Here is a 20,447-nt window from a genome sequence, read left to right on the forward strand (position 1 = left end):
TGATCCTTCGTCCAAAGTGCAGCTTTCGCAACGGTTAAAGCCCATGGCCCGCCGACGGAAAAGATCGATCCGCTCCTCAGGTTGGATGCAGGCTGTGATGTTCAACTCATTGCTGATCCTCATGCCTGTAATCGCCGCCCAGATACTGGGCGCGGCCTTTTCAGGTGCCACCTTCTCGGATGCACCAACTGTCGAAGCCATCGACCAGACGCGGCGCAATATGGACGAATCCTTTGCCGCAATGGCGCCGCGCAATGCGGACGACAAGTACAAGTTCTGGCACGATATTGTCTCGCGCGAACTGACCGCGCGTGACGTCACCGCAGCGCGCGGCTTCCTGCTGACAGCGCCGCAGATGCTGAGCCGCGAAGAGGTGAAGGAACTGATGGCCGCGGCGGACGCGGAAGTGAAGGGTACGGAAGACGAGCGCATTGCGCTGGTTGCGCTGCGCAAGCTGCCCGTCGAAGTCAGCCAGCGGTTTGCCGAGGCAAGCGGCGCTGCCCGCAACATGAGCACAGTGATAGAGCCCGCAAGCGACACGATCACTGAAACACCGGCAGAAGAGCCTGAACCGGCACCGGCCGCCACCGAAGACGCCCCGGCTGAAGAGGCGCCTTCCCCGGTTGCCGAGGCGCGTTTCGCCATGCTTGGTACACATGCCGATCTCGCGAACCATTCGGAGCGCTGGCTGCAGGGTGATCGTGTGGACGAACTTGTCCTGAAGATCACCGGCATCGGCCTTGCCGAATCCAGTGCGCAGGATGCAACGGCCGAGGCCAATATCCGCGCGCTATCCATCCTGAAGTCTGCCCGACGCTCGCGCCGCATGACGCCGGAATTCACCGATTACATTACGGCGCGCCTTGATGCTGCGCTACCGGATTCGGCCCTCAAGCCTGCACTGGAAGAGGCCTTTACAGATCTTGCCACCACCAAGGTGCGCGTCGAGCGTGTGAGTGCGGCCTATGCCGGCGCCATCAACCCGAAAGGCCTCGCCCGGCTGGAATCCGATCTCACCCAGATCAACCGTATCGGAACGCTGACCGACCCGGCCGCTGCGGTGACCCTGATAGAACAGGTCAAGGATGGTGCGGACCTGCGCCGCGTGCGCCTGATTGCCGAAGCGGGCGGCGACCGGTCCGTTGCGCTGGTCAAACAGATGGGGCCATCGGCCATGCGCATTGCCGATACCGGCGTGCGCTGGACACGCGAACTGGTGCTTCAGTTCATGGGGCTTACGGCCGCCGGTCTGATCATGTTCTGGGTCACATTATCGACCCTGCGCCGGACATTGCTGCGCCGTCGCCCCCGTCTGGAAGCGCCTCAATAGAGCTTAGCCGAGGCTGAACGCGCCCTTGATGCCGTCGATCAGCAGCTGCACCGAAAGCGCTGCCAGGATCACGCCGAGAATACGTGTCAACGCGCCCGCCACGCTGGCACCCATCAGGCGCACAAGCGGCGTTGCGATCAGGAAGATGGCCAGCGTCAGCAACAGGTTGAGCCCGATGGCCGACAGAACGACGGCCTTCTCGGTCCAGACGGTCGCCTGGGACATGTAGAACATGGCCGTGGCTATGGAGCCCGGCCCCGCAATCATCGGGATGCCGATGGGGAATACGGAAATATCGTCCGGCTCTGTCGCGTCATCGTGGCCTTCCAGCAATTCCTCTGCGCGGTGTTCGCGCCGCTCGGTGCGCTTCTCGAACACCATGTCGAGCGCGATAAGGAACAGAAGCGCGCCACCCGCCGCCCGGAATGCATCGATGGAAATGTGCATCGCGCCGAGCAGCCAGGCCCCACCAAACGCAAACAGGAACATGATGATCGACGCAACGAAGGTGGATTTGAACGCCATGCGCCGCCGATAGGCCGCATCGCCCTGCGCTGTCAGCGTTGCGAACACCGGCGCTACGCCGGGCGCATCGATCAGCACGAAGAATGTGACGAAAGTGGCAGTGAATAGGGAGATCAGTTCTGGGCTCATGCGCGAGGCCCCTAGTCCCTATGACCTGCGGCGTCGAGTATTTCCTGCACCAGCGGGGCGACTTTCAGCACACCGGAATGGGTCGAAAACTGGGAGAGATCAGCCGCGCCGGAAGCCAGGGCCACCATCATGCGGTGCCCGCGCAGGCGCTGCAGCAGGCCTTCCTCGCCGCGATGCCCGCTGGCCGTGGCCGTGCGTCCTTCGCCAAGGTCGACCACGAGGCCTTCGCCTTTGCCAGCTTCGAGACGGGCAATCGCCTCGTCGAGGCCAAGGCGGGCGTCTGTGGAGCGTGCGCGCGCCGTCATGAGAGTACCATCCGCCATCAGGCGGCCTCTGCCATCTCGCGCGCCATGAGCTTTCGGCAGCGACTGAGGGCCTTGTAGAGGTCGGCGGCGGCCACATCGGCCGAAATCTCGAGCACATCGGCCCGGTCTTCATCCTGCGCGGCATTGGCCAGCAGGGTGGCAATGGATTCAGCGGCCTGCGCATAGGCAGGGCCGTCGACCTCGCCGAGCAGGTACATCTGCATCACGGCAAAATAGGCGCGGCGCACAGGCGTCGTCGCATCCGCCGGGTGAAGGATATCCTTCTCGCGCAGGACACGGGCCTGGTTTTCCAGCAGCAGCACGCCGCGACGGTCGCCATTGCGCACGACAGCGCCATTGACGACGAATGTCTCGCCGGGCTTCAGGGAAAGCTTCAAGGGCATCGTAAGGAAATCCGATTCGACCTGATTTCCTTGAATTTTGCAGAAAGGCGTTAACGCTTGATTGCCACGCGTTAATCAAGGCGCGGCAGGCCGGAACGACAGTGCGGGATAATAGTGCCATGCGCCCGTTATCATCGGGCAGTTTGGATCATACGGCCTGCACCTGTCCTGAAACGCCCTTCCTGCATGGGAATGGCAGACCATGAACAGGCGCGACACTTAGCTGAAGCTGGTGCTCCGCGGCGGCGCGCATGGCAGGATCTTCATACCACGGATCCCCCGACAGGCGAAGATGTTTCCGCTACGGAATGGCCGGATTACCACTTTTTCACGGAATGTCAGGCTTCCCGCCACGTCAAAGCTTGCTCCGCCGGGCGCGGCGCCTATTGTGAGCCTAACGAGTTGTGAAGAGGATAGAGCCCCATGCGTTTTGAAGGCACCAAGGACTACGTCGCCACCGAAGACCTGAAAGTGGCCGTCAATGCTGCCATTGCGCTGGAGCGCCCGCTTCTGATCAAGGGTGAACCGGGCACCGGCAAGACCGTGCTGGCCATTGAAGTGGCCAAGTCGCTCGGCTGCGAGCTGATCGAATGGCACATCAAGTCCACCACCAAGGCCAATCAGGGCCTTTATGAATATGACGCTGTTTCGCGCCTGCGCGATGGCCAGATGGGCGAAGAGCGCGCCAAGGACGTCAAGAACTACATCAAGAAGGGCAAGCTCTGGGAGGCATTCACGTCCAAGAAGCGCCCTGTCCTGCTGATCGACGAGATCGACAAGGCCGACATCGAATTCCCGAACGACCTTCTGCAGGAACTCGATCGCATGGAATTCTTCGTCTACGAGACGAACGAAGTCGTGAAGGCAAAAGTGCGCCCGATCGTGATCATCACATCGAACAATGAGAAAGAACTGCCGGATGCATTCCTGCGCCGCTGCTTCTTCCACTTCATCAAGTTCCCCGACGAAGAAACGATGCGCGAAATCATCGACGTGCACTTCCCGGAGATCAAGAAGAAGCTGGTCGGCGATGCGCTCACCACCTTCTACGCCATGCGCGAACTGCCCGGCGTGAAGAAGAAGCCATCGACCAGCGAACTGCTCGACTGGCTGAAACTCCTGATGAACGAGGATGTCGACCTCGAAACGCTGCGCGAGCAGAACCCGGACAAGCTGACGCCGCCCCTGCATGGCGCTCTGCTGAAGAACGAGCAGGACGTCGCCTTGTTCGAACGCCTCGCCTTCCTCTCGCGCCGCCAGGACGGCCCCGGCGGCGGTCGTCGTGGCCCAGCGGGCTGAACCCGGATTGCTTCGTAAGACAAAAGGGCGGGTCCTCATCGGATCCGCCCTTTTTCTTTGACATATGCGTTCAGTGCGAAGGTCTAGTGCCCGAGAATATCCATCTTCGTATGGGCTTCTTCGCGGTCGAGCGTATTGGCATTTGTGTTGACGTCCTGGCGGCTTTTCAGGAAGTCGGCCATCTTGGACTTGTCATAGCGCTCGTCGAGCCAGGTTTTCACCGCAACACCAATCCAGATCGCGTGGAAGGTCAGCCCGCCGGCAATCGCGACAAGGCCCGGGATCGGCCCGATATGCGCGCGGCGGATGAATTGCGACCATGTCTCCACATCGGTTGGATGGATCGCAATCTTGGCGAAATACGCGGCACCCAGAATGGCAAACAGCCAGCCATAGTTGCGGCGCAGGCGCCGGCCAATCGCGCGGATCATCGAGATACGGTATTGCGGTTTTTCGTAATCGTCTGAGAGGGCCGTTCCCCGGTCGAGCGGGATGCGTGCCCCCTCCCCGCGCAGCATGGGCACATAGAAGGCAATCTCCAGCACCCGCGCCCGGAAGCGCCAGACGTAGAAGAAACGATAGCGCCGCGATTCCAGCGTCAGGAACACGATGCAGAGCGCGCCGACCAGAACGATGGGAAAGGGCGATGCCTGCGCACTGGCAAAGGCAACCGACAGACCAATGCCTGTGGAGATCACGGCCCAGTTTGTCGTCTGGTCCAGCCGCTGGCGCCACACGGTGGAGCGGTACACTTCGGCGCGATAGAGGTGCGCAATGGCGCCCACTTCCTTGCTGCCGCAAATGGCTTCGGGCGGGTCGCCGTCCGGATCGGCCAGGTCATTATCGAATTCGGTCATCGGTGTCCTTTATGGACTTGTTCAATGGCGACGCAAGGCCCGGCGGGTGTGGCCGCGACGTTACCCGCCCTTCGTGTCGCCGGACTCAGGCGAATCTGTGTCCGACTTGCCGGTTTCTTGCAGTCGCAGCGGCATGGCTTCCGGGCGGAAGGACAAGGTCGATTGCGGGAACGGGATCGTGATCCCAGCATCGTCCAGCGCCTGCTTCACGGCGAAGGCCACTTCATCATAGGAGCCGCGCTGGTCGGCCGGCTGGCTCGTGGTCCACCAGAGCAGGCGGAAATCGATGGAGGAGCCGCCAAACGAGACGCACTGAACCTCCGCGTCGCGCTCGCTGCTGACGCTTTCGCAGGCTTCCAGCGCGCCTTTCAGGGCATCGCGCGCCTCCGGCATGCCGGCATCATAGTCGATGCCCACAACAAGCTCCTGCCGCTTCAGGGCATGGTCTGTCTCGATGGTGACCGGGTTCTTGAACAGGAAGGAATTAGGTACGATCACCAGTTCCCCATCCGTCTCGCGCACATGTGTCTCGCGGATCAGGATATTCTCGACGCGGCCATACACGTCCTCGCATTCGATCATGTCGCCGATGCGCATCTTCTCGCGACTGAGGATGATGACGCCCGCGAGGAAATTCTCGAACACGTCCTTGAAGGCAAAGCCGATAGCCACAGATGTGAGCCCCAACCCGGCAATGATGTCAGCCGGTGAAATGGAGGGCAGCAGTACCGTCAGTGCAATCGCCACGCCGACGATCCAGGCGGCGATGCCGATGAGGTTCTGGGCAAGCGTCCGCAGGGCTTCCCGCACATTCGCTTTCTTCATGGCAGCCGAGACAAGCGCCCGCGCAATACGCGCCACCAGCAGGATGCCGACCAGTACAAGAATGGCGAGGACGAGGTTGGGAAGGCTCTTGAAAAATCCGGTCGCCATGCCGTCAAGAGACTCGCGAAGGTCGGTCAGGGGGGTAAGTTCCATGCGCGCTCTACGCATGAGCTGCCGATTTGTTCAGTCTACCGCGCGCAATAGCCTAATGAGACGACTGGCGCATAGCCCTCCAACGCCCCGCGCACATGGTGTGTATCATCCGCTGACGCCTCATTCCTTATGCGCGCAGCCAGCGCCCCGGCATGTCCGGTGATCCGCGTACGCCACAGCGCATAGCGTAACCCGTCCGGCGCCGCCGTCATCGCCACGGCCCGGTCAAACCCGGCCAGGTCGCAGGCCTGCATCGACAGCTCCGCCAGCGCATGGCCGAAATCGGATTTCTCGAAATCGTCGCCCATGCCGCCACGCGTGTGCTTGGTCTGCGCGAGATCGAACATGGCTTGCAGCAGGCGGCGCTTAATGGCCGCATCCGGCGCGAGGCGAACACCAGCAGCCATGATTTCCGGGCGCCCCGTATTGAACGGCACGGCCCCTGTCCGGGCGCGCTGTTCAAACCCATCCCAGCCGCTCTCTGCAAGAACAGCGCGCGCCTGATCGGCGGCATAGTCCACGGCCGGGATGCGATGGATAGCGGGCGCCCCAAGGCGACTCTGCCATTGCTGCAACAGGGCCGCATCCGCCGCCTGGCCCACGGTTTCAAGGAAAAAGGGCTGAATCCGCGTCTTTTTATGGGGAGGAAGGGGCGACGCCGCCGCCCAGATCGCCTCGAACATGCAGGATTGCTCGCCAAGTCCGCCGCAGACGGGCGTATCCGCACGCGCCGTCAGGCCCAGCGAAAAACCGGCACACAGGATCAGGAAAGCCCTCAGCATGGCGCATCCCCTACGCCAATAGGGGTGAACCGGATATGACCGGGCGCCCTTTTCGCTGCGTCAGCTTGGACATGGGCGCCAAGGCGGGTTATCTTTTGCCAAAGACGACAGGAAAGACGCCCATATGTTCCTCAACTTCTTCAATGAATTGCGCGAAGCCAAGGTCCCGGTAACGCTGAAGGAATACCTGATGCTCATGGAAGCCATGGACAAGCAGGTCATCGATTCGAATGTCGAGGATTTCTACTACCTGTCCCGCGCCGCACTGGTGAAGGACGAGCGCAATATCGACAAGTTCGACAAAGTGTTCGGGCATGTCTTCAAGGGCCTCGACAGCATGGCGGATGCCGTCGACGTGACCGACATTCCCGAGGAATGGCTGCGCAAGATGTCCGAGAAGTTCCTCTCCAAGGAAGAAATGGACGAGATCGAGGCCATGGGCGGCTTCGAAAAGCTGATGGAAACGCTGCAGAAGCGCCTTGAGGAGCAGAAAAAGCGCCACGAGGGCGGCAACAAGTGGATCGGCACGGGCGGCACCTCGCCCTTCGGCGCCAATGGCTACAACCCGGAAGGCGTGCGCATCGGGCAGGAAAAGTCCCGCCACCGCCGCGCCGTGAAGGTCTGGGACAAGCGCGAATTCAAGAATTACGACGACAGTGTCGAGCTTGGCACCCGCAACATCAAGGTCGCCATGAAGCGCCTGCGCAAATGGGCCCGCAAGGGCGCGCCGGACGAGCTGGATCTCGACCAGACAATCCGCAACACGGCCCGCAAGGGCTATCTCGATATCGAGATGCGGCCCGAAAAGCGCAATGCGGTGTCCGTCCTCCTGCTGCTCGATGTCGGCGGCTCGATGGACCCGTATGTGCGGATCATGGAAGAGCTGTTCTCGGCCGCCAAGTCCGAGATCAAGAACCTCGAATATTATTACTTCCACAACTGCCCCTATGAAGGCCTGTGGAAGGACAATCGCCGCCGCATGAACAATCGCATCCCGACCTGGGACGTGCTGAACAAGTTCCCGTCAGACTACAAGGTCATCGTCGTCGGCGACGCCACGATGAGCCCTTACGAGATCACCTATGCCGGTGGCTCGGTCGAGCACTGGAACGAGGAAGCCGGCGGCATCTGGATCCAGCGCTTCGTGCAGCGGTTCCCGAACATGGTCTGGCTGAACCCGGTCAAGGAAGGCGCGTGGGACTATACCGGCTCTATCAAGCTGATCCGGGAACTGATCGGCGAGCATCGCATGTTCGAGCTGACCCTTTCCGGCCTCGATGAGGCGATGAAGGAACTCGGGCGCTAGGCCATTGAGGGCGGCGCCTACTGATAGTCGCTGCAGAAGTCCGGATTATTTGTCGTATCGCCAAATCCGCAACCGCGGCGGATTTCGTCACGGATCATGTCGCAGCTGTTCTGTGCATTGCACGGCGGATGGGTTGCAGGGGACATCTGGATGCACTGGCCCACCAGAACGCTCGCCGCCTCGGCACCGATCTCCTGCTCGCAGGTCGCCTGCGCAGGTGGCCTATGTGGCTCTGTCACTTCAGGGCGAGCGGACTGCTCCACTGCGACAGACGGCGCCGATGCATCGCCGCCACTGGGTGAGCAGGCAGCAACAAGACCGGACGCTATCAGAAAAAGAATGGGCACAGGTTTCATGAGCGATTCCTCCGTTTCGGCTGAAACGTCGCAGGCCCCACAAGGTTGCCCTGATAAGGCACCGATTTCACAAGGCCGCCCCGGAAACCCGAGATATGCAACCGCCCCCCCTTGAAAGCGTCTTTTGTGCAGATCACGATGGTCGGAAAACAGATAACACATGGGAGGCCCCGAATGGCACGCATCAAGGCAAATGGAATCGAGATAGAATACGAGGCGACCGGGTCATCGAATGACCCGATGATGTTGCTCGTTTCGGGCTTCTCCGGTCAGCTCACCCGCTGGCCTGAAAGTCTCAAGCGCGGCCTGGCCGATGCAGGCCGCCATGTTATCACGTTCGACAATCGCGACATCGGGCTCTCCACCGAATTCAGTGGCAAGGTGCCTCCTGCGCCGCGCGACATTGTCAAGGCCGCCGCCGAGGGCAAGCCAACCGGCGGCATGGTGCCCTATGTGCTGGACGACATGGCCGCCGACGCAGCCGCATTGATCGCCGAACTGGGCGCCAGTCAGGCAGATGTGCTGGGCGTCTCAATGGGCGGCATGATCGTGCAGCTGATGGCGCTGAACCATCCGGCCCAGGTGCGCACGCTGATCCCTGTCATGACGACCTCCGGCGCCCCTGGCCTGCCGCAGTCGGACCCGGCCGCGCAGGCCGCGCTCACCGCCGTGCCCGATGCGCGCACAGCCGAGGCCATCGCCGAACTCTCCGTCAAATCGCGTCATGCCATTGGCTCGGCGCCGGAGCTGCGCAGCAGCGACATGGATGTGCGTGCGCAGTCCATGGCCGACTTCAACCGTTCCGATCGCCCGCTGGGTGTGGCCCGCCAATATGCCGCCATTCTCGCCCAGCCGCGCTGGCATGAACGCCTCGTCGGCCTCACGGTACCGACGCTGGTGCTGCACGGCGCTGCTGATCCGCTGATCAAGCCGGAAGCCGGCCGCGATATTGCGCAGCGCATCCCCAGCGCGGAAATCGAAGTGATCGACAAATGGGGCCATGACATGCCCGAGAAGATCGTGCCAACCCTGCTGAACCGGATCGTGCCGTTCCTCGCCCGCAACGCGCCGGAGGCAACGCGCGCGAACATGTCCCGATGAGCGTAGAGGACCCTGTTCTAACGCGCCAGGATGGCAACATCCTGATCGTCACCATCAACCGACCGACCCGGCGCAATGCCGTGGACCGGGAGGCGGCGCTGGCCCTCTACGATGCTTTCAAGGCTTTCGACGCTGATGACGCGCTGTCCGTCGCGATCCTCACGGGCGCGGAAGGCAATTTCTGCGCAGGCGCTGACCTTCAGGCCGTCGCCGCCGGCAAGGGCAATCCTGTGCGGCCCGATGGCGACATGGGCCCGATGGGGCCGACACGTCTTGAACTTTCAAAGCCCGTCATTGCCGCCATTGAGGGCTTTGCCGTGGCGGGCGGCATGGAACTCGCGCTCTGGTGCGACCTTCGCGTCGTATCTGACACCGCGCGCTTCGGCGTCTTCTGCCGCCGCTTCGGTGTGCCCCTGATTGATGGCGGCACGATCCGCCTGCCCCGCCTGATCGGCGCTTCGCGGGCGACAGATCTGATCCTCACCGGTCGCGAAGTCGGCCCGGACGAGGCGCTGGCCATCGGCCTTGCGAACTACGCCGCCCCAGCTGGCAAAGCACTCGAACGCGCCGTCCTGCTCGCCAATGACATCGCCGCCTTCCCGCAAACGTGTATGCGCGCTGACCGGCTATCCGCCATGCGCCAGTGGAGCTTCGACATGGAGACGGCGCTAAAGGCGGAAGTCGAGGGCGGTCTCGATGTGCTTAAATCGGGAGAAACACTGCAAGGGGCTACCGCTTTCACCAAAGGCAAAGGCCGCCACGGCGCCTTTTAAGCATCAATCCTTGTGCCGTTCGAACCAGTCGGCGCGTGTGACTTCCCAGACCAAGGATGCCCGCGTCGTGCCGTCTGTCCGCACGCTGGTCACCTCACCCCTGCGCTCAAAGCCCAGCCCGTCAAGCAGGCGGTGCGTGGGCAAATTCTCCGGGCTCGCCGTTTCGCAAATGAGATCAAGGTGCAGCGCCCCAAACATCCAGCTGAAGCTCATGGCTGCGCCCGCTGTGCCCCGGCCCTGATGGTGTAGCGAGGGATGCAGCGCCCCGCCGAGCTCCCCTGCCGCCCAGTGCGGCCAGACCTGAATATCGCTGTAGCCGACAATGGCGCCGTCGCCATCCTGGCGCACGAAGAGCAGGCCCTCACCTTCTGCGCGCTGGGCAAAGTGATCCGTGATGAAGGTCTCAACGCTGGCCTCCGTCAGCGGCCGCGGCAATGTGTAGATCGGCGCGTGCACTGCGGGGTCCGACAGGAAAGCCAGCAGCGCAGGCGCATCCTCTGGACAGGCAAGACGGGAAGCGTCGGGCCCGTCGCCAAGATGCGTCACGCGGCAAACCGCATCCCGGATCGCATTGATCCGGCTCATCGGAACTTCAATACGCGTGACCGGGATACCTTCTGCCATGGCCTAGTCGCTGCCATACAAGGCGCTGAGGCAGTCCTGGTGCGCTCCATAAGTGGCAGCCCTGTCGAGACAAGCCTGATAGTGGCCGGGACCGCGCTCGTAAAAGAACTGGTCTGCCGCAGACCACTCCCTTCGGAGCGTATTCGGCGCCCGATAAGTCGGAACCACTTCGCGTCGGAGCATGGGGGCCGGTGCGTCGGCAACCTCATCACTGGCCTGCGCAGCCAGTTCGGCCGCATCGCGCGCACGCAATGCCTGCTCACGGCGCAGGATCTGGCCGCCATACGCAATCATCAGCTGGCGATCTAAATCATACCGGCCCCGTTCGGCGCGGATCCGCTTGTCCATCATGGCGCCCACCCAATGCTCCATCTCGTCCGGCGCGATGGAATCATAGGTTGCATGCCATTCCGCCGCCTGCGCACCATAGCCTGCCAGCATGTCGTCCCGGCAATTCATCCAGGCGAACACTTTTTCAAACGCCGTTCCTGTGCGGCGCAGCGCGTCCCAGCCCATCGTGTCGATCGTCTTCGACTGGCTGACAGGCGGCTGGTAAGCGGGAGACGGGCCACAGGGCGTATCAAAGTCGAGCGTCGCGTAATAGTCGGCCCAGCCCCGCGCGATGCCTACGCCCTTCTCGGCCTCATCGGCATAGGGCTTCATCGTCACCGTGTTGACCGTCAGGAAGGGAAAGGCCTCTTCGCCGCGATAGGTCAGCTCTTCCCAGGCTGCATCACCCGACCGGCAAATGCCTTCCTCGCCAGACTGTTCGAAGGCGACGATCTGTGATTGCTGCGACGAGGTGATAGCGATACCCAGAATCTTGGCGGGCGTGTACCCGGCCTCCCGAATTGCCGACACAGCCGCGTCCCTGAACAGCGGGAGCGTGCATTCGGTCGAAATATCCCTGATCTTGCCAGACCGTCCGACCTTGAACTGGGTGCTGCAACATCCGCTCAGCCCCTCACGCGCCGCCGGATCCGGCATGACCGCCACGATGGCGCCTTCCACGACGGGTGGAGACATCTGTGCCTGCCCCTGCTGCCCTCCAGCCGCGCAGGCGACAAGGAGTGCGGCGGCGAATGCCGTTGCGTTCCACTTCATCAGCGCGTCTCCGTTTGTTGTGCGTCCAGTTAGTATGAATTTCGGCGCGCGTCCGTTTCATAAAAGTCACGCGCTGCGAAATAGGGCATTCCGGGCCGGCAAGCGCCGTGCCCACTGGATTTCAATGCCGTGAATCTCTCAGCAAAGCTCAAGCCGCGCAAGGCACATCCAGCGCTGGTCGTGATGCCCTGTCACAGTGATTGACCTTTGGCTATTTCCCGCCCAAAGCGTGAACATGACCGACTCTCCCGCCTCCCGGAAACACGGCAAGAACGCGTTTTTCTTCGTCCTCGTAACGGTCGCAATCGATATGCTGGGCTTCGGTCTCATCGTCCCGGTTGTGCCCAGCCTCGTGCAGGAAATGCTGCATGTCCCGCCTGAAGATGCCACCATATGGCTCGGCATGCTGGCGGCCACTTATGCCCTGATGAATTTCATCTTCGGGCCCATCGTCGGCGCGCTGTCTGACAGGTTCGGACGGCGTCTTGTGCTGCTGGTCTCCATTGGCACATTGGTCGTGGATTTCCTGATCATGGGCATTGCAGGCTCGATCTGGCTCCTCTTCATCGGGCGGGCCCTGTCCGGCATTTCCGGCGCCACCTATTCCACTGCGAATGCTTATATCGCTGACGTCACAGAGCCGGAAAATCGCGGCAAGGCCTTCGGCATGATCGGCGCCGCGTTCGGTTTCGGCTTCGTGTTCGGTCCGGTCATTGGCGGCTTCCTTGGCGAGATCAGCCCGCGCGCGCCCTTCTTTGCGGCAGCGGGCCTCGCCGCCCTCAATTTCTGCTACGGCCTCTTCGTGCTTCCGGAATCACTGGCACCGGAAGACCGCCGACCGTTTGACATCAAGCGCGGCAACCCGTTTGGCGCGGTGAAACATTTCTCGAAACTGCCCCACATCGCCTGGTTCCTTGTGGCAGCAGGCATCTTCTTTCTCGCGCATACGGTGTTTCCGGGCACATGGTCGGTGCATGGCGAGATCCGCTATGACTGGAGCCCGAAGGAAATCGGCTTCTCACTGGGCCTTGTCGGCATTGGCGCCGCCGTCGTGCAGGCGGGCCTGATGGGCCTGATCCTGAAACGGCTGGGCACTGTGCGCACGGCGCTGCTGGGCATGGGCGTCAGCTTCTTCACGCTGACCGCCTTCGCCTTCGCCGGACAGCCATGGATGGTCTACCTGATCATCCCGATCAGCGCGCTCGGCGGCGTGACAGGCCCGTCGATCAACTCGCTGATGTCCACGCTGACACCGCGCAATGCGCAAGGCGAGCTGCAGGGTGCCAGTTCAAGCCTTAACTCGCTTGCAATGATCATCGGCCCGCTCACGATGAACGGCGTGCTCTATTACTTTACCCATGACGGCGCGCCATTCCGCTTCGGCGGCGCGGCCTTCCTGATGGCCGCCTTGCTGAGTGCCCTGGCCATCGTGCCCTTCATGCGCGGTGTACGCGAGAACCGTTCCGCCATACCGGCTGCAGCCGAGTAAAAAGGCGGCCCGGCAGAGCCGGAACGCCTCACGTCAAGGGTATGGGCCCCGCCTGCGAGAGCGCTAGGCCTTGCGCTTGAGCAGCATACCGCCAATCACGCCGAAAACCCCGCCGCCCACGCCACCTTCCAGCACATAGTCGAGGATATTCTTCAGCGCCGTCGGGCCCTGTGCCGGAACGCCGAACAGATGCAGGTTCGCAGCCTCAAGACCGTAATAGGTGCCAATCCCGCCGAGCAGTCCGCCAAGAATGCCGCCGACGCCGCTGCCGCCCGTCAGCTTCGATGTCACAGGCCCCATCACGATGCCGCTGACAGCGCTCAGGATAAGGGGAAGATATTGTTCCATTGGTTTTGCCCTCCCATGGATACTCCGTGGAGGCCGTTGCCGACCGTCAGCCCGAAACAACTGCTTTTCGGGACCGAGGTCCAGTTGTTTCGCCATTGCGACAAGTGTTGCAACTTGGGCCCCACGCGGGCAAACAACGCCTAGATGACCTCCCAGCGTCCTGCCCTCTTCCTCGACCGTGACGGCGTGATCAACGTCGACAAGGGCTATGTCAGCAAGGTCGCCGACTTTGAGTGGGTCGAAGGCGCCGTCGAGACAATCGCGGCCTTCAAGGCGCGCGGCTGGTTCGTATTCGTCGTGACCAACCAGTCCGGTATTGCCCGTGACTATTACTCAGAGCATGACATGCACACGCTGCATGACTGGATGCAGGAACGCCTCGCCGAGCAGGGCGCCGCGGTCGACCGGATTTATTATTGCCCCTATCATGACGAAGGCGAGAATGCCCGCTACCGACGCGACAGTTTCGACCGCAAGCCCAAGCCCGGCATGCTGCTGAAAGCGATGGCGGACTTTCCCGTGAAGCGCGAGTCATCCTTCCTGATAGGCGACAAGCAGACCGACATTGAAGCCGCCCGCGCGGCTGGCGTCGCGGGCTTCCTGTTCACGGGCGGTGATCTCTTCCAGTTTGCCGAATGGACGCTCGCTGGCTTCGAGGAGGGCAATCGCGGATGAAGACCATCGGCATCATCGGCGGCATGGGGCCGGCCTCGACGGTCATCTATTATGAAACCCTCTGCCAGCTTTCCCGCGAGCGTTTCGGCGGCAATGCCAGTGCACGCGTGATGATCGATGCGCTCGACTTCGGCGAGATCCAGGCGCTGCAACAATCCGGCGATTGGGACGAGGCAGGGCGCCAGCTTGCCGCCTCAGGACAGCGGCTAGAACAGGCAGGCGCAGGCCTGATCCTGCTCGCGACAAACACGATGCACAAGGTCGCCGCGCCACTTGAGGCCGCGCTCAATGTGCCTTTCGTGCATATCGTGAGCGCGACAGCCGCCCGCCTCACCGCCGACGGACGCACCGCCCCCGCTCTGCTCGGTACGCGCTACACGATGGAAGAACCCTTCTACCCGAACCATTTCGCCGGAGCCTTCGGCGCGCCGCCCTTGATTCCAGATACGGCTCAGCGCGACGACATCCACCGCATCATCTTCGACGATCTTGTCAAAGGCATTGTGACGCCGGAAACGACGCGCCGCTATATCGAGATTGTTGAGGCATTGGCCACGCGCGGCGCCGACAGCGTCATCCTCGGCTGCACCGAGATCGGCCTCGTCCTCACTGCCGCCAACAGCTCCCTGCCCATCTATGACAGCGCCCGCATCCATTGCGAGGCGGCGATGGACCTGGCCTGCGCCTAGACCGGCTTTAGCGTTTTCGGATCAATCCCGCCCATACGGCAGACTTCCTTCCACTCCGATGCCAGCACAGGCTGCACCGACAGGCGGAAGGATTTTACCAGGCTCATCTCTTCAAGTTTTGGGTTTGCCTTCACATCCTTCAGCGTCACCGGTGTCGGCATGTCGGCCAGCGCGCGGATGTGCACACAGTCCCAGCGCTCGTCATCAGTGGTCGTGTCCGGCGCGCTCAGCGCAGACACTTCTGCAATGCCGACAACTTCCAGCCCCTTGTTGGAATGATAGAAGAAGACCTGATCGCCGAGCTTCATGTCGCGCATGAAATTACGCGCCGTATAGTTGCGGATGCCGGACCATTCTTCGCCCGCTTTGCCTTTCGCTTTCTGCTGCTCCCAGCTCCAGGCGTCGGGTTCGGACTTCATCAGCCAATAATTCATTTCTGTCTCCGGAATTGCCGTGCCCGCCTGATCTAGGCGGCACCGTGCCTCACGTCCACCCAGAGGCCGTCAGGCAAGCTGCGCCAGCGCCGCGCGCACCAGCCGGTCATGGTCGGGCCAGCCCTTGTACTCAGCCAATGACGGGTCGATCCCGTTCCACGCGTCCTCGAACGCCTGCCTGTGCGCGGCGTTCGGCAGGGCAGCGCGTAGCGGATCAATACAGACGCGGATTGTGAACACCACAGCCCCGGTCTCCGGCAATTTCGAGATCGTCTGCCGCTCGACCCGCAGGTGCAGCAGTTCAAGCGCCGCATCATCCGGCGCCGCACGCGCCATGGCCTTCAGCGGTTCGCTGCTAGGCGTAAAGCGCGAGGAACCAGCCTGGACCGTCCAGTTGAACCGCTCCAGCACATGGCCCGGCCGCAAGCCGTCAAACATGCGCCCGATACGGTTGACGAGGCCAGGATTGGCATTCGGTACCGGCCCGTGAAGGCCTGTCAGCGGCTGGCCGATCTTCTCCGACAGCGACCAGAACGTTGGCGCCACAAGGCTGGCCGCGCGCAAGGTCCACAAGCCATTGGAATCCGGCATCAGCAGGCAGAGATCATCCGACACACGCGCCGCCGCCATTTCCAGCGGGCTTTCCCAGATATCATCGCCCATGCCGGTCACCGCCAAAACGGCGCCCGCCAGTTCTTCGATGACAGCAGGAATACCTGTATCCGCAAACACAATGTCGCGGTGCGTGCGCATGAGCACAGTCTTCCCGGGCAGCCATGCGGCCGCCTCGGTATCAGGCACCAGCCAGCGCTCGGTATCGATGGGGGCCAAGCCGGGTGCAAGACTCGGCGCCCCTGCGAGATAAGGCAGGTAGGGTGGTATACGCATCGTGAGTTCAGGCCGCGCGGGCAGCGCCCCAGCTGACGAAGCCTGCCACTTTAGGCGTGGATGGCAGGTACATGGTCTCGGCCTCCTCCAACCGGAAGCCGGATTCGGTGAACAGCGCAGAGATATCGCGCGTCAGGTGGCACCCGCCCGCAAGCGGCTTCCACACAGGCTCGATCCGGCGCTGCCACTTGGCAACGTCTTCATCCGGCGCAAGGCCATGTTCGGAAAACAGGATACGGCCCTCGGGCTTCAGCACACGGCGCGTTTCGGCCAGCGCCGCACGCCAGTCAGGGATCGTGCACAGCACGAACGTGATGACGGCCGTATCGATGGAATTGTCTTCCAGCGGAATGGCTTCCGCGCCGGTTTCGAGAAATTCGATATTGTTTCCGAAGCCAAGTGCGCCAGCCTCCCGCCGCGCCTTGACCAGCATGCCGGGCGAAGGCTCAAGCGCATAGAGACGTTCCACCTTCCTGGCATCATACATGGCGAAATTCGTGCCCGAGCCGCAGCCGAGTTCCAGCACACAGCCCTCCGCCTTCGGAACGACCTTTTCGCGCTGCTTCATGATCGGCTTGGTGCCACAGGCGCAGGCGATCAGATTCGGGACAACATAGCGCTCCCAGGGGTTCATTGTGTGCGGCTCCCGGTCGACTGGAAGCCCGGATAGGTGCCCTTCTGGATCAGGCCCTTCGTCGCCTCGGTGGGACGCGCCACGAGCGCGTCCTGCGTGATATTCACGTCATACTCAAACCCGTCGCCCATCGGCTGATAGGTCGCCGAACCATATTGCGCATCAATGCCGAAACGCGGGCCTTCCTTTTCGGCAAGCGCATGCACGTCGAGACCGGGATTCTGCGTCAGGGCAATTCCGTTCGTCTGCGCTTCCGTCACCGCATCAGACGAAAAGCGCTTGGCTTCGCGCCCTTCAATATAGTCGAGGCGATAGATGGAATCATAGCCAAGCATGTTGGCCACAGGCTGGAACTTGATGACCTGCGCGCCAATCTCGAACTGGTTGCCCTTCAGGATCGGCTGCGCACCGGTTGCCTCAAGCAGTTTCTGGCCATCGGAGAAGGTAACGTCCACCTTGTACGTGTCTGGCGCGCCCTGAACGGCGGCAAACTTGATATTGGCAACGTCGCGCTCATAGGTGAGGCGCTTGTAGGTCTGCAGGTTCAGCCCCGCAAAGGCCACCACGCCGGCAATGCCGAGGAAACCGACGCCGAAAAACAACCGTCCACCGCCCGCCATGGGTTTCAACTGTGCGAGTTTTCCGAAGCCTGCGAACAGCAGCATCAGGCCAATGACACCGGCCACAGCAGGCAAAATCCACCAGATCAGTCCCATTCAGCATCTCCCTTCGCGGTTCCTGGCCTGCATCCCTCAGCCAGCCGCATCAACCCACACCTATATCATCTTCATGATGCGTGTTTAGCAAGCCGGTGCATACGCGATGCAGCCACTCTTGTCAGGGTTAAACGGTCATTGCGCCCCATGCGTTCCACGCGACATAGGCGGCAACGACGAGGATCATGACAGCAAAGGCCGACCGGGCCGTCCGCACGCGTGTCTTCAGCAGACGGGAAATTCCGATGCCTGCCGTGCCTCCAATAGCCCCGCCAACCAGCAGCAGCAACACAAGCGGTCCGTCGACGAGGCCCGACAGGGCATAGTTGGCCGATGTCGCCGCCCCGAACAGGGCTACCGACACAAGCGAGGAAGCTGTCGCATTTGTCATCGTCATGCCGGCCGCCAGCATCAGGCCCGGCACGATCAGGAATCCACCGCCAATCCCGAAGAACCCGGCCGCCATGCCAACGATCAGGCCGAGCGGCGCGAGCCGGAGCAGGATGGACCGCGTGAGATGAACTCCCGGATCACCCGCAAATGCCGGCTTGCGAAACATGGAGAGCGCAATCACAGCCATCGCTACCGAAAAGGCCAGCAATAGCTGCGTCCCGTCTACCTGCTTGGCGATACTGGAACCGATGATCGACCCGGCAAAGCCTGACAGTGCAAACACGATCGCGCAGGGCCATTTCACATTGCCCCCGCGCCAGTGACCGACAAGGCTGAACAGAGCAATCGCCGCCACAGCGGCCGCCGACGTTCCGATGGCCACATGCGGATCGCTGACGCCCACGACATATAGCAGGAGCGGCGCGGCCAGCACCGAGCCGCCGCCCCCGAACGTGCCGAGGAACACGCCGATGATCGCGCCGCTGATGATCGCGGCGATGATGATGTCAGGGGTCAGGGTGAGGGTCACGCCGCAGATGCCCCCTTACGGTTCCAGGGCATGACAGCCAGCACATTTGCCATGCCGCACCAGCCGCTGATGCCTGCGAAAGTCAGCCCCGCTCCGACAAAGCCGGAGAGACCAAAGAAGCCTGGATGCACGGTAAAGCCGAGCACAACACCCGTCAGCACCAGGAGGCCAGCGGTGATCTGCACCTGCCGGTTCATCGGCAGCGGCGCACTCGCGTCCTGAACTGTGGGCAAGCCGGCCCTTTTCCAGGCATCCAGCCCGCCCTCGAGAATATAGGCATTGCCATTCACATGTGCGGCCAGACGGTCGCAATTGGCTTCGGTCCGCATGCCGGACTTGCAATGGAAGACGGCATGTTGGTCGGCATCGAGCATCAGCCCGGCCGTGTCCACGCCCGAGAGGGGCAAGGAAATGGCCCCGCCAATATGCTCGCGGCCATATTCATCGGCCTCACGGATATCAACGAGTTTCAGTTCGCCGCTCTTGATACGGTCAGCAGCAGTTTGAGGGTCAAGTCTGGTCAAGGTCATCGAGCATCTCCGGGCAATAGATCGCCGCCAGCGTCATGATCACCTTGATCGCAGCCGGGTCGGCAATTCTGTAATGGATTGACTGTCCCTCGCGCCGGTTTGCCACGAGGCCTTCGTCACGCAGCACCGCAAGGTGTTGCGACAAGGCCGATTGCGAGAGGCCGATATGGACCTGCAATTCGCCCACCGTCATCTCCCCTGCGCCAAGGCGGCAGAGGATCATCAGACGGTGTTCATTACCCATGCTCCGCAGCAGCCTTGCCGCCTTGGAAGCCTTGTCCCTGAAGAGGGCCGGATCGAGGAAAGTCATAGTCATGGGTCATATATATTAGCTATTGCTAATTTAGCAAGTGCTAATATATACCTTGATGAAAGGAGCCAAACAATGCTCAAGACCCACGCTTATTTCGACACCGCCACATCCACCGTCACCTATCTCGCCTGGGATGACGCGACGCTGGACGCCGCCATTATCGACCCCGTCATGGACTACGAGCCCCATGCCGCGCATCTCTCCACAGCCTCGGTCGATCGCATCCTGGCCGATGCCAAGACGCGCGGCCTGAAAATCGTCTGGGCCCTCGACACCCATGCCCATGCCGACCACCTCTCCGCCGCTCACCATGTGCGCGACGTGACGGGCGCGAAGGTCGGCATCGGCGCCCGTATCACCGAGGTCCAGTCGGCCTTCTCCGCCCTGTTCCACGCAACGGATGTCTGCCCGAATGGCAGCGCCTTCGACGCCTTGTTCAAGGATGGCGAGACTTTCCCGCTCGGCGAGCTGACCGTGCGCGTCCTCCATACGCCCGGCCACACACCGGCCTGCGTCACCTATGTGATCGAGGACGCCGCCTTCGTCGGCGACACGCTCTTCATGCCGGACTATGGCACCGCGCGGGCTGACTTCCCCGGCGGTGACGCGGCAACGCTCTATCAGTCGATCCACCGCATCCTCGACTTGCCGCCTGAAACCCGCATCTTTGTCGGGCACGACTACCTGCCAGCAGGCCGCGACAAACCGGCTTGGGAAACCAATGTGGCAGAGCAGCACGCCGCAAATGTGCACGTCCATGACGGTGTTGATCAGGCCGCCTTCGTTGCCATGCGTCAGGCCCGCGATGCCACACTCGCCGCCCCTCGCCTCATCCTGCCTTCGCTGCAGGTGAACATCCGGGGCGGCGCACTGCCGCCTGCCGAGGATGACGGCCAAGTCTACCTGAAAATCCCGGTCAACCGGTTGGGTGTGTGA

At 62.1% G+C, this 20,447-nt stretch carries 26 protein-coding genes; 9 read left to right on the forward strand and 17 right to left on the reverse strand.

Translation table 11 applies throughout. The features are described 5' to 3' along the window. Positions 1–97: 97 nt before the first annotated feature. Positions 98–1,330 (forward strand): hypothetical protein, encoded by a 1,233-nt coding sequence (locus V7651_RS03625; protein WP_335612206.1) that lies wholly within the window; start codon positions 98–100, stop codon positions 1,328–1,330. A gap of 3 nt (positions 1,331–1,333) precedes the next feature. On the opposite strand, the gene V7651_RS03630 is transcribed toward V7651_RS03625, so the two are convergent. The 3 genes from V7651_RS03630 to flbT are packed head-to-tail and all read right to left on the reverse strand — an operon-like array spanning position 1,334 to position 2,693. Then, a complete protein-coding gene (locus tag V7651_RS03630; RefSeq protein WP_035535382.1) occupies positions 1,334–1,984 on the reverse strand; it encodes a MarC family protein in 651 nt (216 codons plus the stop codon). An 11-nt stretch (positions 1,985–1,995) separates the two neighbouring features. Further along, entirely contained in the window at positions 1,996–2,307 is a 312-nt protein-coding gene (locus V7651_RS03635) for a hypothetical protein (RefSeq protein ID WP_335612207.1), read from the reverse strand. Next, positions 2,307–2,693 carry a flagellar biosynthesis repressor FlbT gene (gene flbT, locus V7651_RS03640; protein ID WP_035535377.1) on the reverse strand — a complete coding sequence of 129 codons (387 nt, stop codon included), beginning with the start codon at positions 2,691–2,693 and terminating at the stop codon, positions 2,307–2,309. The genes V7651_RS03635 and flbT overlap by 1 nt, the downstream gene beginning before the upstream one ends. 423 nt (positions 2,694–3,116) lie before the next feature. Here flbT and V7651_RS03645 point away from each other — a divergent pair, with 423 nt between their 5' ends. Beyond that, positions 3,117–3,992, forward strand: coding sequence for an AAA family ATPase (locus tag V7651_RS03645; RefSeq protein ID WP_335612208.1), 876 nt, complete (start codon positions 3,117–3,119; stop codon positions 3,990–3,992). An 83-nt stretch (positions 3,993–4,075) separates the two neighbouring features. Here V7651_RS03645 and V7651_RS03650 read toward each other — a convergent pair whose 3' ends face one another. The 3 genes from V7651_RS03650 to V7651_RS03660 are packed head-to-tail and all read right to left on the reverse strand — an operon-like array spanning position 4,076 to position 6,609. After that, entirely contained in the window at positions 4,076–4,849 is a 774-nt protein-coding gene (locus tag V7651_RS03650; RefSeq protein ID WP_335612209.1) for a DUF2270 domain-containing protein, read from the reverse strand. A gap of 60 nt (positions 4,850–4,909) precedes the next feature. Beyond that, a complete protein-coding gene (locus tag V7651_RS03655) occupies positions 4,910–5,827 on the reverse strand; it encodes a mechanosensitive ion channel family protein (RefSeq protein ID WP_335612210.1) in 918 nt (305 codons plus the stop codon). A gap of 35 nt (positions 5,828–5,862) precedes the next feature. Continuing rightward, positions 5,863–6,609 (reverse strand): hypothetical protein, encoded by a 747-nt coding sequence (locus V7651_RS03660; protein WP_335612211.1) that lies wholly within the window; start codon positions 6,607–6,609, stop codon positions 5,863–5,865. A gap of 124 nt (positions 6,610–6,733) precedes the next feature. Between V7651_RS03660 and V7651_RS03665 the strand changes: the two genes are divergently transcribed. Beyond that, positions 6,734–7,915, forward strand: a complete 1,182-nt coding sequence (locus V7651_RS03665) for a vWA domain-containing protein (RefSeq protein ID WP_034735886.1) — start codon at positions 6,734–6,736, stop codon at positions 7,913–7,915. A gap of 17 nt (positions 7,916–7,932) precedes the next feature. On the opposite strand, the gene V7651_RS03670 is transcribed toward V7651_RS03665, so the two are convergent. After that, a complete protein-coding gene (locus V7651_RS03670) occupies positions 7,933–8,271 on the reverse strand; it encodes a hypothetical protein (RefSeq protein ID WP_335612212.1) in 339 nt (112 codons plus the stop codon). 174 nt (positions 8,272–8,445) lie between these two features. Between V7651_RS03670 and V7651_RS03675 the strand changes: the two genes are divergently transcribed. Continuing rightward, positions 8,446–9,372 carry an alpha/beta fold hydrolase gene (locus V7651_RS03675; RefSeq protein WP_335612213.1) on the forward strand — a complete coding sequence of 309 codons (927 nt, stop codon included), beginning with the start codon at positions 8,446–8,448 and terminating at the stop codon, positions 9,370–9,372. Beyond that, positions 9,369–10,145: a crotonase/enoyl-CoA hydratase family protein gene (locus V7651_RS03680; RefSeq protein WP_335612214.1), complete on the forward strand. Its 777-nt coding sequence runs from the start codon at positions 9,369–9,371 to the stop codon at positions 10,143–10,145. The genes V7651_RS03675 and V7651_RS03680 overlap by 4 nt, the downstream gene beginning before the upstream one ends. Before the next feature lie 3 nt (positions 10,146–10,148). On the opposite strand, the gene V7651_RS03685 is transcribed toward V7651_RS03680, so the two are convergent. Further along, positions 10,149–10,769 carry a GNAT family N-acetyltransferase gene (locus tag V7651_RS03685; protein WP_335612215.1) on the reverse strand — a complete coding sequence of 207 codons (621 nt, stop codon included), beginning with the start codon at positions 10,767–10,769 and terminating at the stop codon, positions 10,149–10,151. A 3-nt stretch (positions 10,770–10,772) separates the two neighbouring features. Further along, on the reverse strand, positions 10,773–11,873 hold the full coding sequence (locus tag V7651_RS03690) for an energy transducer TonB (RefSeq protein WP_335612216.1): 1,101 nt from the start codon (positions 11,871–11,873) through the stop codon (positions 10,773–10,775). 235 nt (positions 11,874–12,108) lie between these two features. Here V7651_RS03690 and V7651_RS03695 point away from each other — a divergent pair, with 235 nt between their 5' ends. Next, positions 12,109–13,362 carry a TCR/Tet family MFS transporter gene (locus V7651_RS03695; RefSeq protein ID WP_335612217.1) on the forward strand — a complete coding sequence of 418 codons (1,254 nt, stop codon included), beginning with the start codon at positions 12,109–12,111 and terminating at the stop codon, positions 13,360–13,362. Between the two features lie 63 nt (positions 13,363–13,425). Here V7651_RS03695 and V7651_RS03700 read toward each other — a convergent pair whose 3' ends face one another. Further along, on the reverse strand, positions 13,426–13,710 hold the full coding sequence (locus tag V7651_RS03700; protein WP_335612218.1) for a hypothetical protein: 285 nt from the start codon (positions 13,708–13,710) through the stop codon (positions 13,426–13,428). Between the two features lie 144 nt (positions 13,711–13,854). Between V7651_RS03700 and V7651_RS03705 the strand changes: the two genes are divergently transcribed. Both V7651_RS03705 and V7651_RS03710 read left to right on the forward strand, forming a co-directional pair. Next, positions 13,855–14,385 carry a D-glycero-alpha-D-manno-heptose-1,7-bisphosphate 7-phosphatase gene (locus V7651_RS03705; protein ID WP_335612219.1) on the forward strand — a complete coding sequence of 177 codons (531 nt, stop codon included), beginning with the start codon at positions 13,855–13,857 and terminating at the stop codon, positions 14,383–14,385. Beyond that, complete coding sequence (locus tag V7651_RS03710; protein WP_335612220.1) at positions 14,382–15,074, forward strand: aspartate/glutamate racemase family protein; 693 nt, start codon at positions 14,382–14,384, stop codon at positions 15,072–15,074. The genes V7651_RS03705 and V7651_RS03710 overlap by 4 nt, the downstream gene beginning before the upstream one ends. On the opposite strand, the gene V7651_RS03715 is transcribed toward V7651_RS03710, so the two are convergent. From V7651_RS03715 to V7651_RS03745, 7 genes are all read right to left on the reverse strand, one after another. Further along, complete coding sequence (locus V7651_RS03715; RefSeq protein WP_335612221.1) at positions 15,071–15,508, reverse strand: EVE domain-containing protein; 438 nt, start codon at positions 15,506–15,508, stop codon at positions 15,071–15,073. The two genes, V7651_RS03710 and V7651_RS03715, sit on opposite strands and share 4 nt — an antisense overlap. Positions 15,509–15,577: 69 nt before the next feature. Further along, positions 15,578–16,396, reverse strand: a complete 819-nt coding sequence (locus V7651_RS03720; protein WP_335612222.1) for a heme-dependent oxidative N-demethylase family protein — start codon at positions 16,394–16,396, stop codon at positions 15,578–15,580. A gap of 7 nt (positions 16,397–16,403) precedes the next feature. Further along, positions 16,404–17,030, reverse strand: coding sequence for a class I SAM-dependent methyltransferase (locus V7651_RS03725; protein WP_335612223.1), 627 nt, complete (start codon positions 17,028–17,030; stop codon positions 16,404–16,406). Continuing rightward, a complete protein-coding gene (locus V7651_RS03730; RefSeq protein WP_335612224.1) occupies positions 17,027–17,746 on the reverse strand; it encodes a hypothetical protein in 720 nt (239 codons plus the stop codon). Before V7651_RS03730 ends, V7651_RS03725 begins: the two co-directional genes overlap by 4 nt. A 127-nt stretch (positions 17,747–17,873) precedes the next feature. Further along, positions 17,874–18,668 (reverse strand): sulfite exporter TauE/SafE family protein, encoded by a 795-nt coding sequence (locus tag V7651_RS03735; RefSeq protein ID WP_335612225.1) that lies wholly within the window; start codon positions 18,666–18,668, stop codon positions 17,874–17,876. Then, positions 18,665–19,198: a rhodanese family protein gene (locus V7651_RS03740; protein WP_335612226.1), complete on the reverse strand. Its 534-nt coding sequence runs from the start codon at positions 19,196–19,198 to the stop codon at positions 18,665–18,667. The genes V7651_RS03735 and V7651_RS03740 overlap by 4 nt, the downstream gene beginning before the upstream one ends. Continuing rightward, a complete protein-coding gene (locus V7651_RS03745) occupies positions 19,179–19,514 on the reverse strand; it encodes an ArsR/SmtB family transcription factor (RefSeq protein ID WP_335612227.1) in 336 nt (111 codons plus the stop codon). Before V7651_RS03745 ends, V7651_RS03740 begins: the two co-directional genes overlap by 20 nt. Before the next feature lie 69 nt (positions 19,515–19,583). On the opposite strand from V7651_RS03745, the gene V7651_RS03750 reads away from it, so the two are divergent. Then, positions 19,584–20,447: an MBL fold metallo-hydrolase gene (locus V7651_RS03750; RefSeq protein ID WP_335612228.1), complete on the forward strand. Its 864-nt coding sequence runs from the start codon at positions 19,584–19,586 to the stop codon at positions 20,445–20,447.

It is taken from the genome of Hyphomonas oceanitis, assembly GCF_036964545.1.
In the GTDB taxonomy this organism is placed as follows: domain Bacteria; phylum Pseudomonadota; class Alphaproteobacteria; order Caulobacterales; family Hyphomonadaceae; genus Hyphomonas; species Hyphomonas oceanitis.

Excerpts from the sequence above, each read along its gene's own strand:
- V7651_RS03625 (WP_335612206.1), top strand. The coding sequence starts at position 98 with ATGTTCAACTCATTGCTGATCCTCATGCCTGTAATCGCCGCCCAGATA.
- V7651_RS03630 (WP_035535382.1), bottom strand. The coding sequence starts at position 1,984 with ATGAGCCCAGAACTGATCTCCCTATTCACTGCCACTTTCGTCACATTC.
- V7651_RS03635 (WP_335612207.1), bottom strand. The coding sequence starts at position 2,307 with ATGGCGGATGGTACTCTCATGACGGCGCGCGCACGCTCCACAGACGCC.
- flbT (WP_035535377.1), bottom strand. The coding sequence starts at position 2,693 with ATGCCCTTGAAGCTTTCCCTGAAGCCCGGCGAGACATTCGTCGTCAAT.
- V7651_RS03645 (WP_335612208.1), top strand. The coding sequence starts at position 3,117 with ATGCGTTTTGAAGGCACCAAGGACTACGTCGCCACCGAAGACCTGAAA.
- V7651_RS03650 (WP_335612209.1), bottom strand. The coding sequence starts at position 4,849 with ATGACCGAATTCGATAATGACCTGGCCGATCCGGACGGCGACCCGCCC.
- V7651_RS03655 (WP_335612210.1), bottom strand. The coding sequence starts at position 5,827 with ATGGAACTTACCCCCCTGACCGACCTTCGCGAGTCTCTTGACGGCATG.
- V7651_RS03660 (WP_335612211.1), bottom strand. The coding sequence starts at position 6,609 with ATGCTGAGGGCTTTCCTGATCCTGTGTGCCGGTTTTTCGCTGGGCCTG.
- V7651_RS03665 (WP_034735886.1), top strand. The coding sequence starts at position 6,734 with ATGTTCCTCAACTTCTTCAATGAATTGCGCGAAGCCAAGGTCCCGGTA.
- V7651_RS03670 (WP_335612212.1), bottom strand. The coding sequence starts at position 8,271 with ATGAAACCTGTGCCCATTCTTTTTCTGATAGCGTCCGGTCTTGTTGCT.
- V7651_RS03675 (WP_335612213.1), top strand. The coding sequence starts at position 8,446 with ATGGCACGCATCAAGGCAAATGGAATCGAGATAGAATACGAGGCGACC.
- V7651_RS03680 (WP_335612214.1), top strand. The coding sequence starts at position 9,369 with ATGAGCGTAGAGGACCCTGTTCTAACGCGCCAGGATGGCAACATCCTG.
- V7651_RS03685 (WP_335612215.1), bottom strand. The coding sequence starts at position 10,769 with ATGGCAGAAGGTATCCCGGTCACGCGTATTGAAGTTCCGATGAGCCGG.
- V7651_RS03690 (WP_335612216.1), bottom strand. The coding sequence starts at position 11,873 with ATGAAGTGGAACGCAACGGCATTCGCCGCCGCACTCCTTGTCGCCTGC.
- V7651_RS03695 (WP_335612217.1), top strand. The coding sequence starts at position 12,109 with ATGACCGACTCTCCCGCCTCCCGGAAACACGGCAAGAACGCGTTTTTC.
- V7651_RS03700 (WP_335612218.1), bottom strand. The coding sequence starts at position 13,710 with ATGGAACAATATCTTCCCCTTATCCTGAGCGCTGTCAGCGGCATCGTG.
- V7651_RS03705 (WP_335612219.1), top strand. The coding sequence starts at position 13,855 with ATGACCTCCCAGCGTCCTGCCCTCTTCCTCGACCGTGACGGCGTGATC.
- V7651_RS03710 (WP_335612220.1), top strand. The coding sequence starts at position 14,382 with ATGAAGACCATCGGCATCATCGGCGGCATGGGGCCGGCCTCGACGGTC.
- V7651_RS03715 (WP_335612221.1), bottom strand. The coding sequence starts at position 15,508 with ATGAATTATTGGCTGATGAAGTCCGAACCCGACGCCTGGAGCTGGGAG.
- V7651_RS03720 (WP_335612222.1), bottom strand. The coding sequence starts at position 16,396 with ATGCGTATACCACCCTACCTGCCTTATCTCGCAGGGGCGCCGAGTCTT.
- V7651_RS03725 (WP_335612223.1), bottom strand. The coding sequence starts at position 17,030 with ATGAACCCCTGGGAGCGCTATGTTGTCCCGAATCTGATCGCCTGCGCC.
- V7651_RS03730 (WP_335612224.1), bottom strand. The coding sequence starts at position 17,746 with ATGGGACTGATCTGGTGGATTTTGCCTGCTGTGGCCGGTGTCATTGGC.
- V7651_RS03740 (WP_335612226.1), bottom strand. The coding sequence starts at position 19,198 with ATGACCTTGACCAGACTTGACCCTCAAACTGCTGCTGACCGTATCAAG.
- V7651_RS03745 (WP_335612227.1), bottom strand. The coding sequence starts at position 19,514 with ATGACTATGACTTTCCTCGATCCGGCCCTCTTCAGGGACAAGGCTTCC.
- V7651_RS03750 (WP_335612228.1), top strand. The coding sequence starts at position 19,584 with ATGCTCAAGACCCACGCTTATTTCGACACCGCCACATCCACCGTCACC.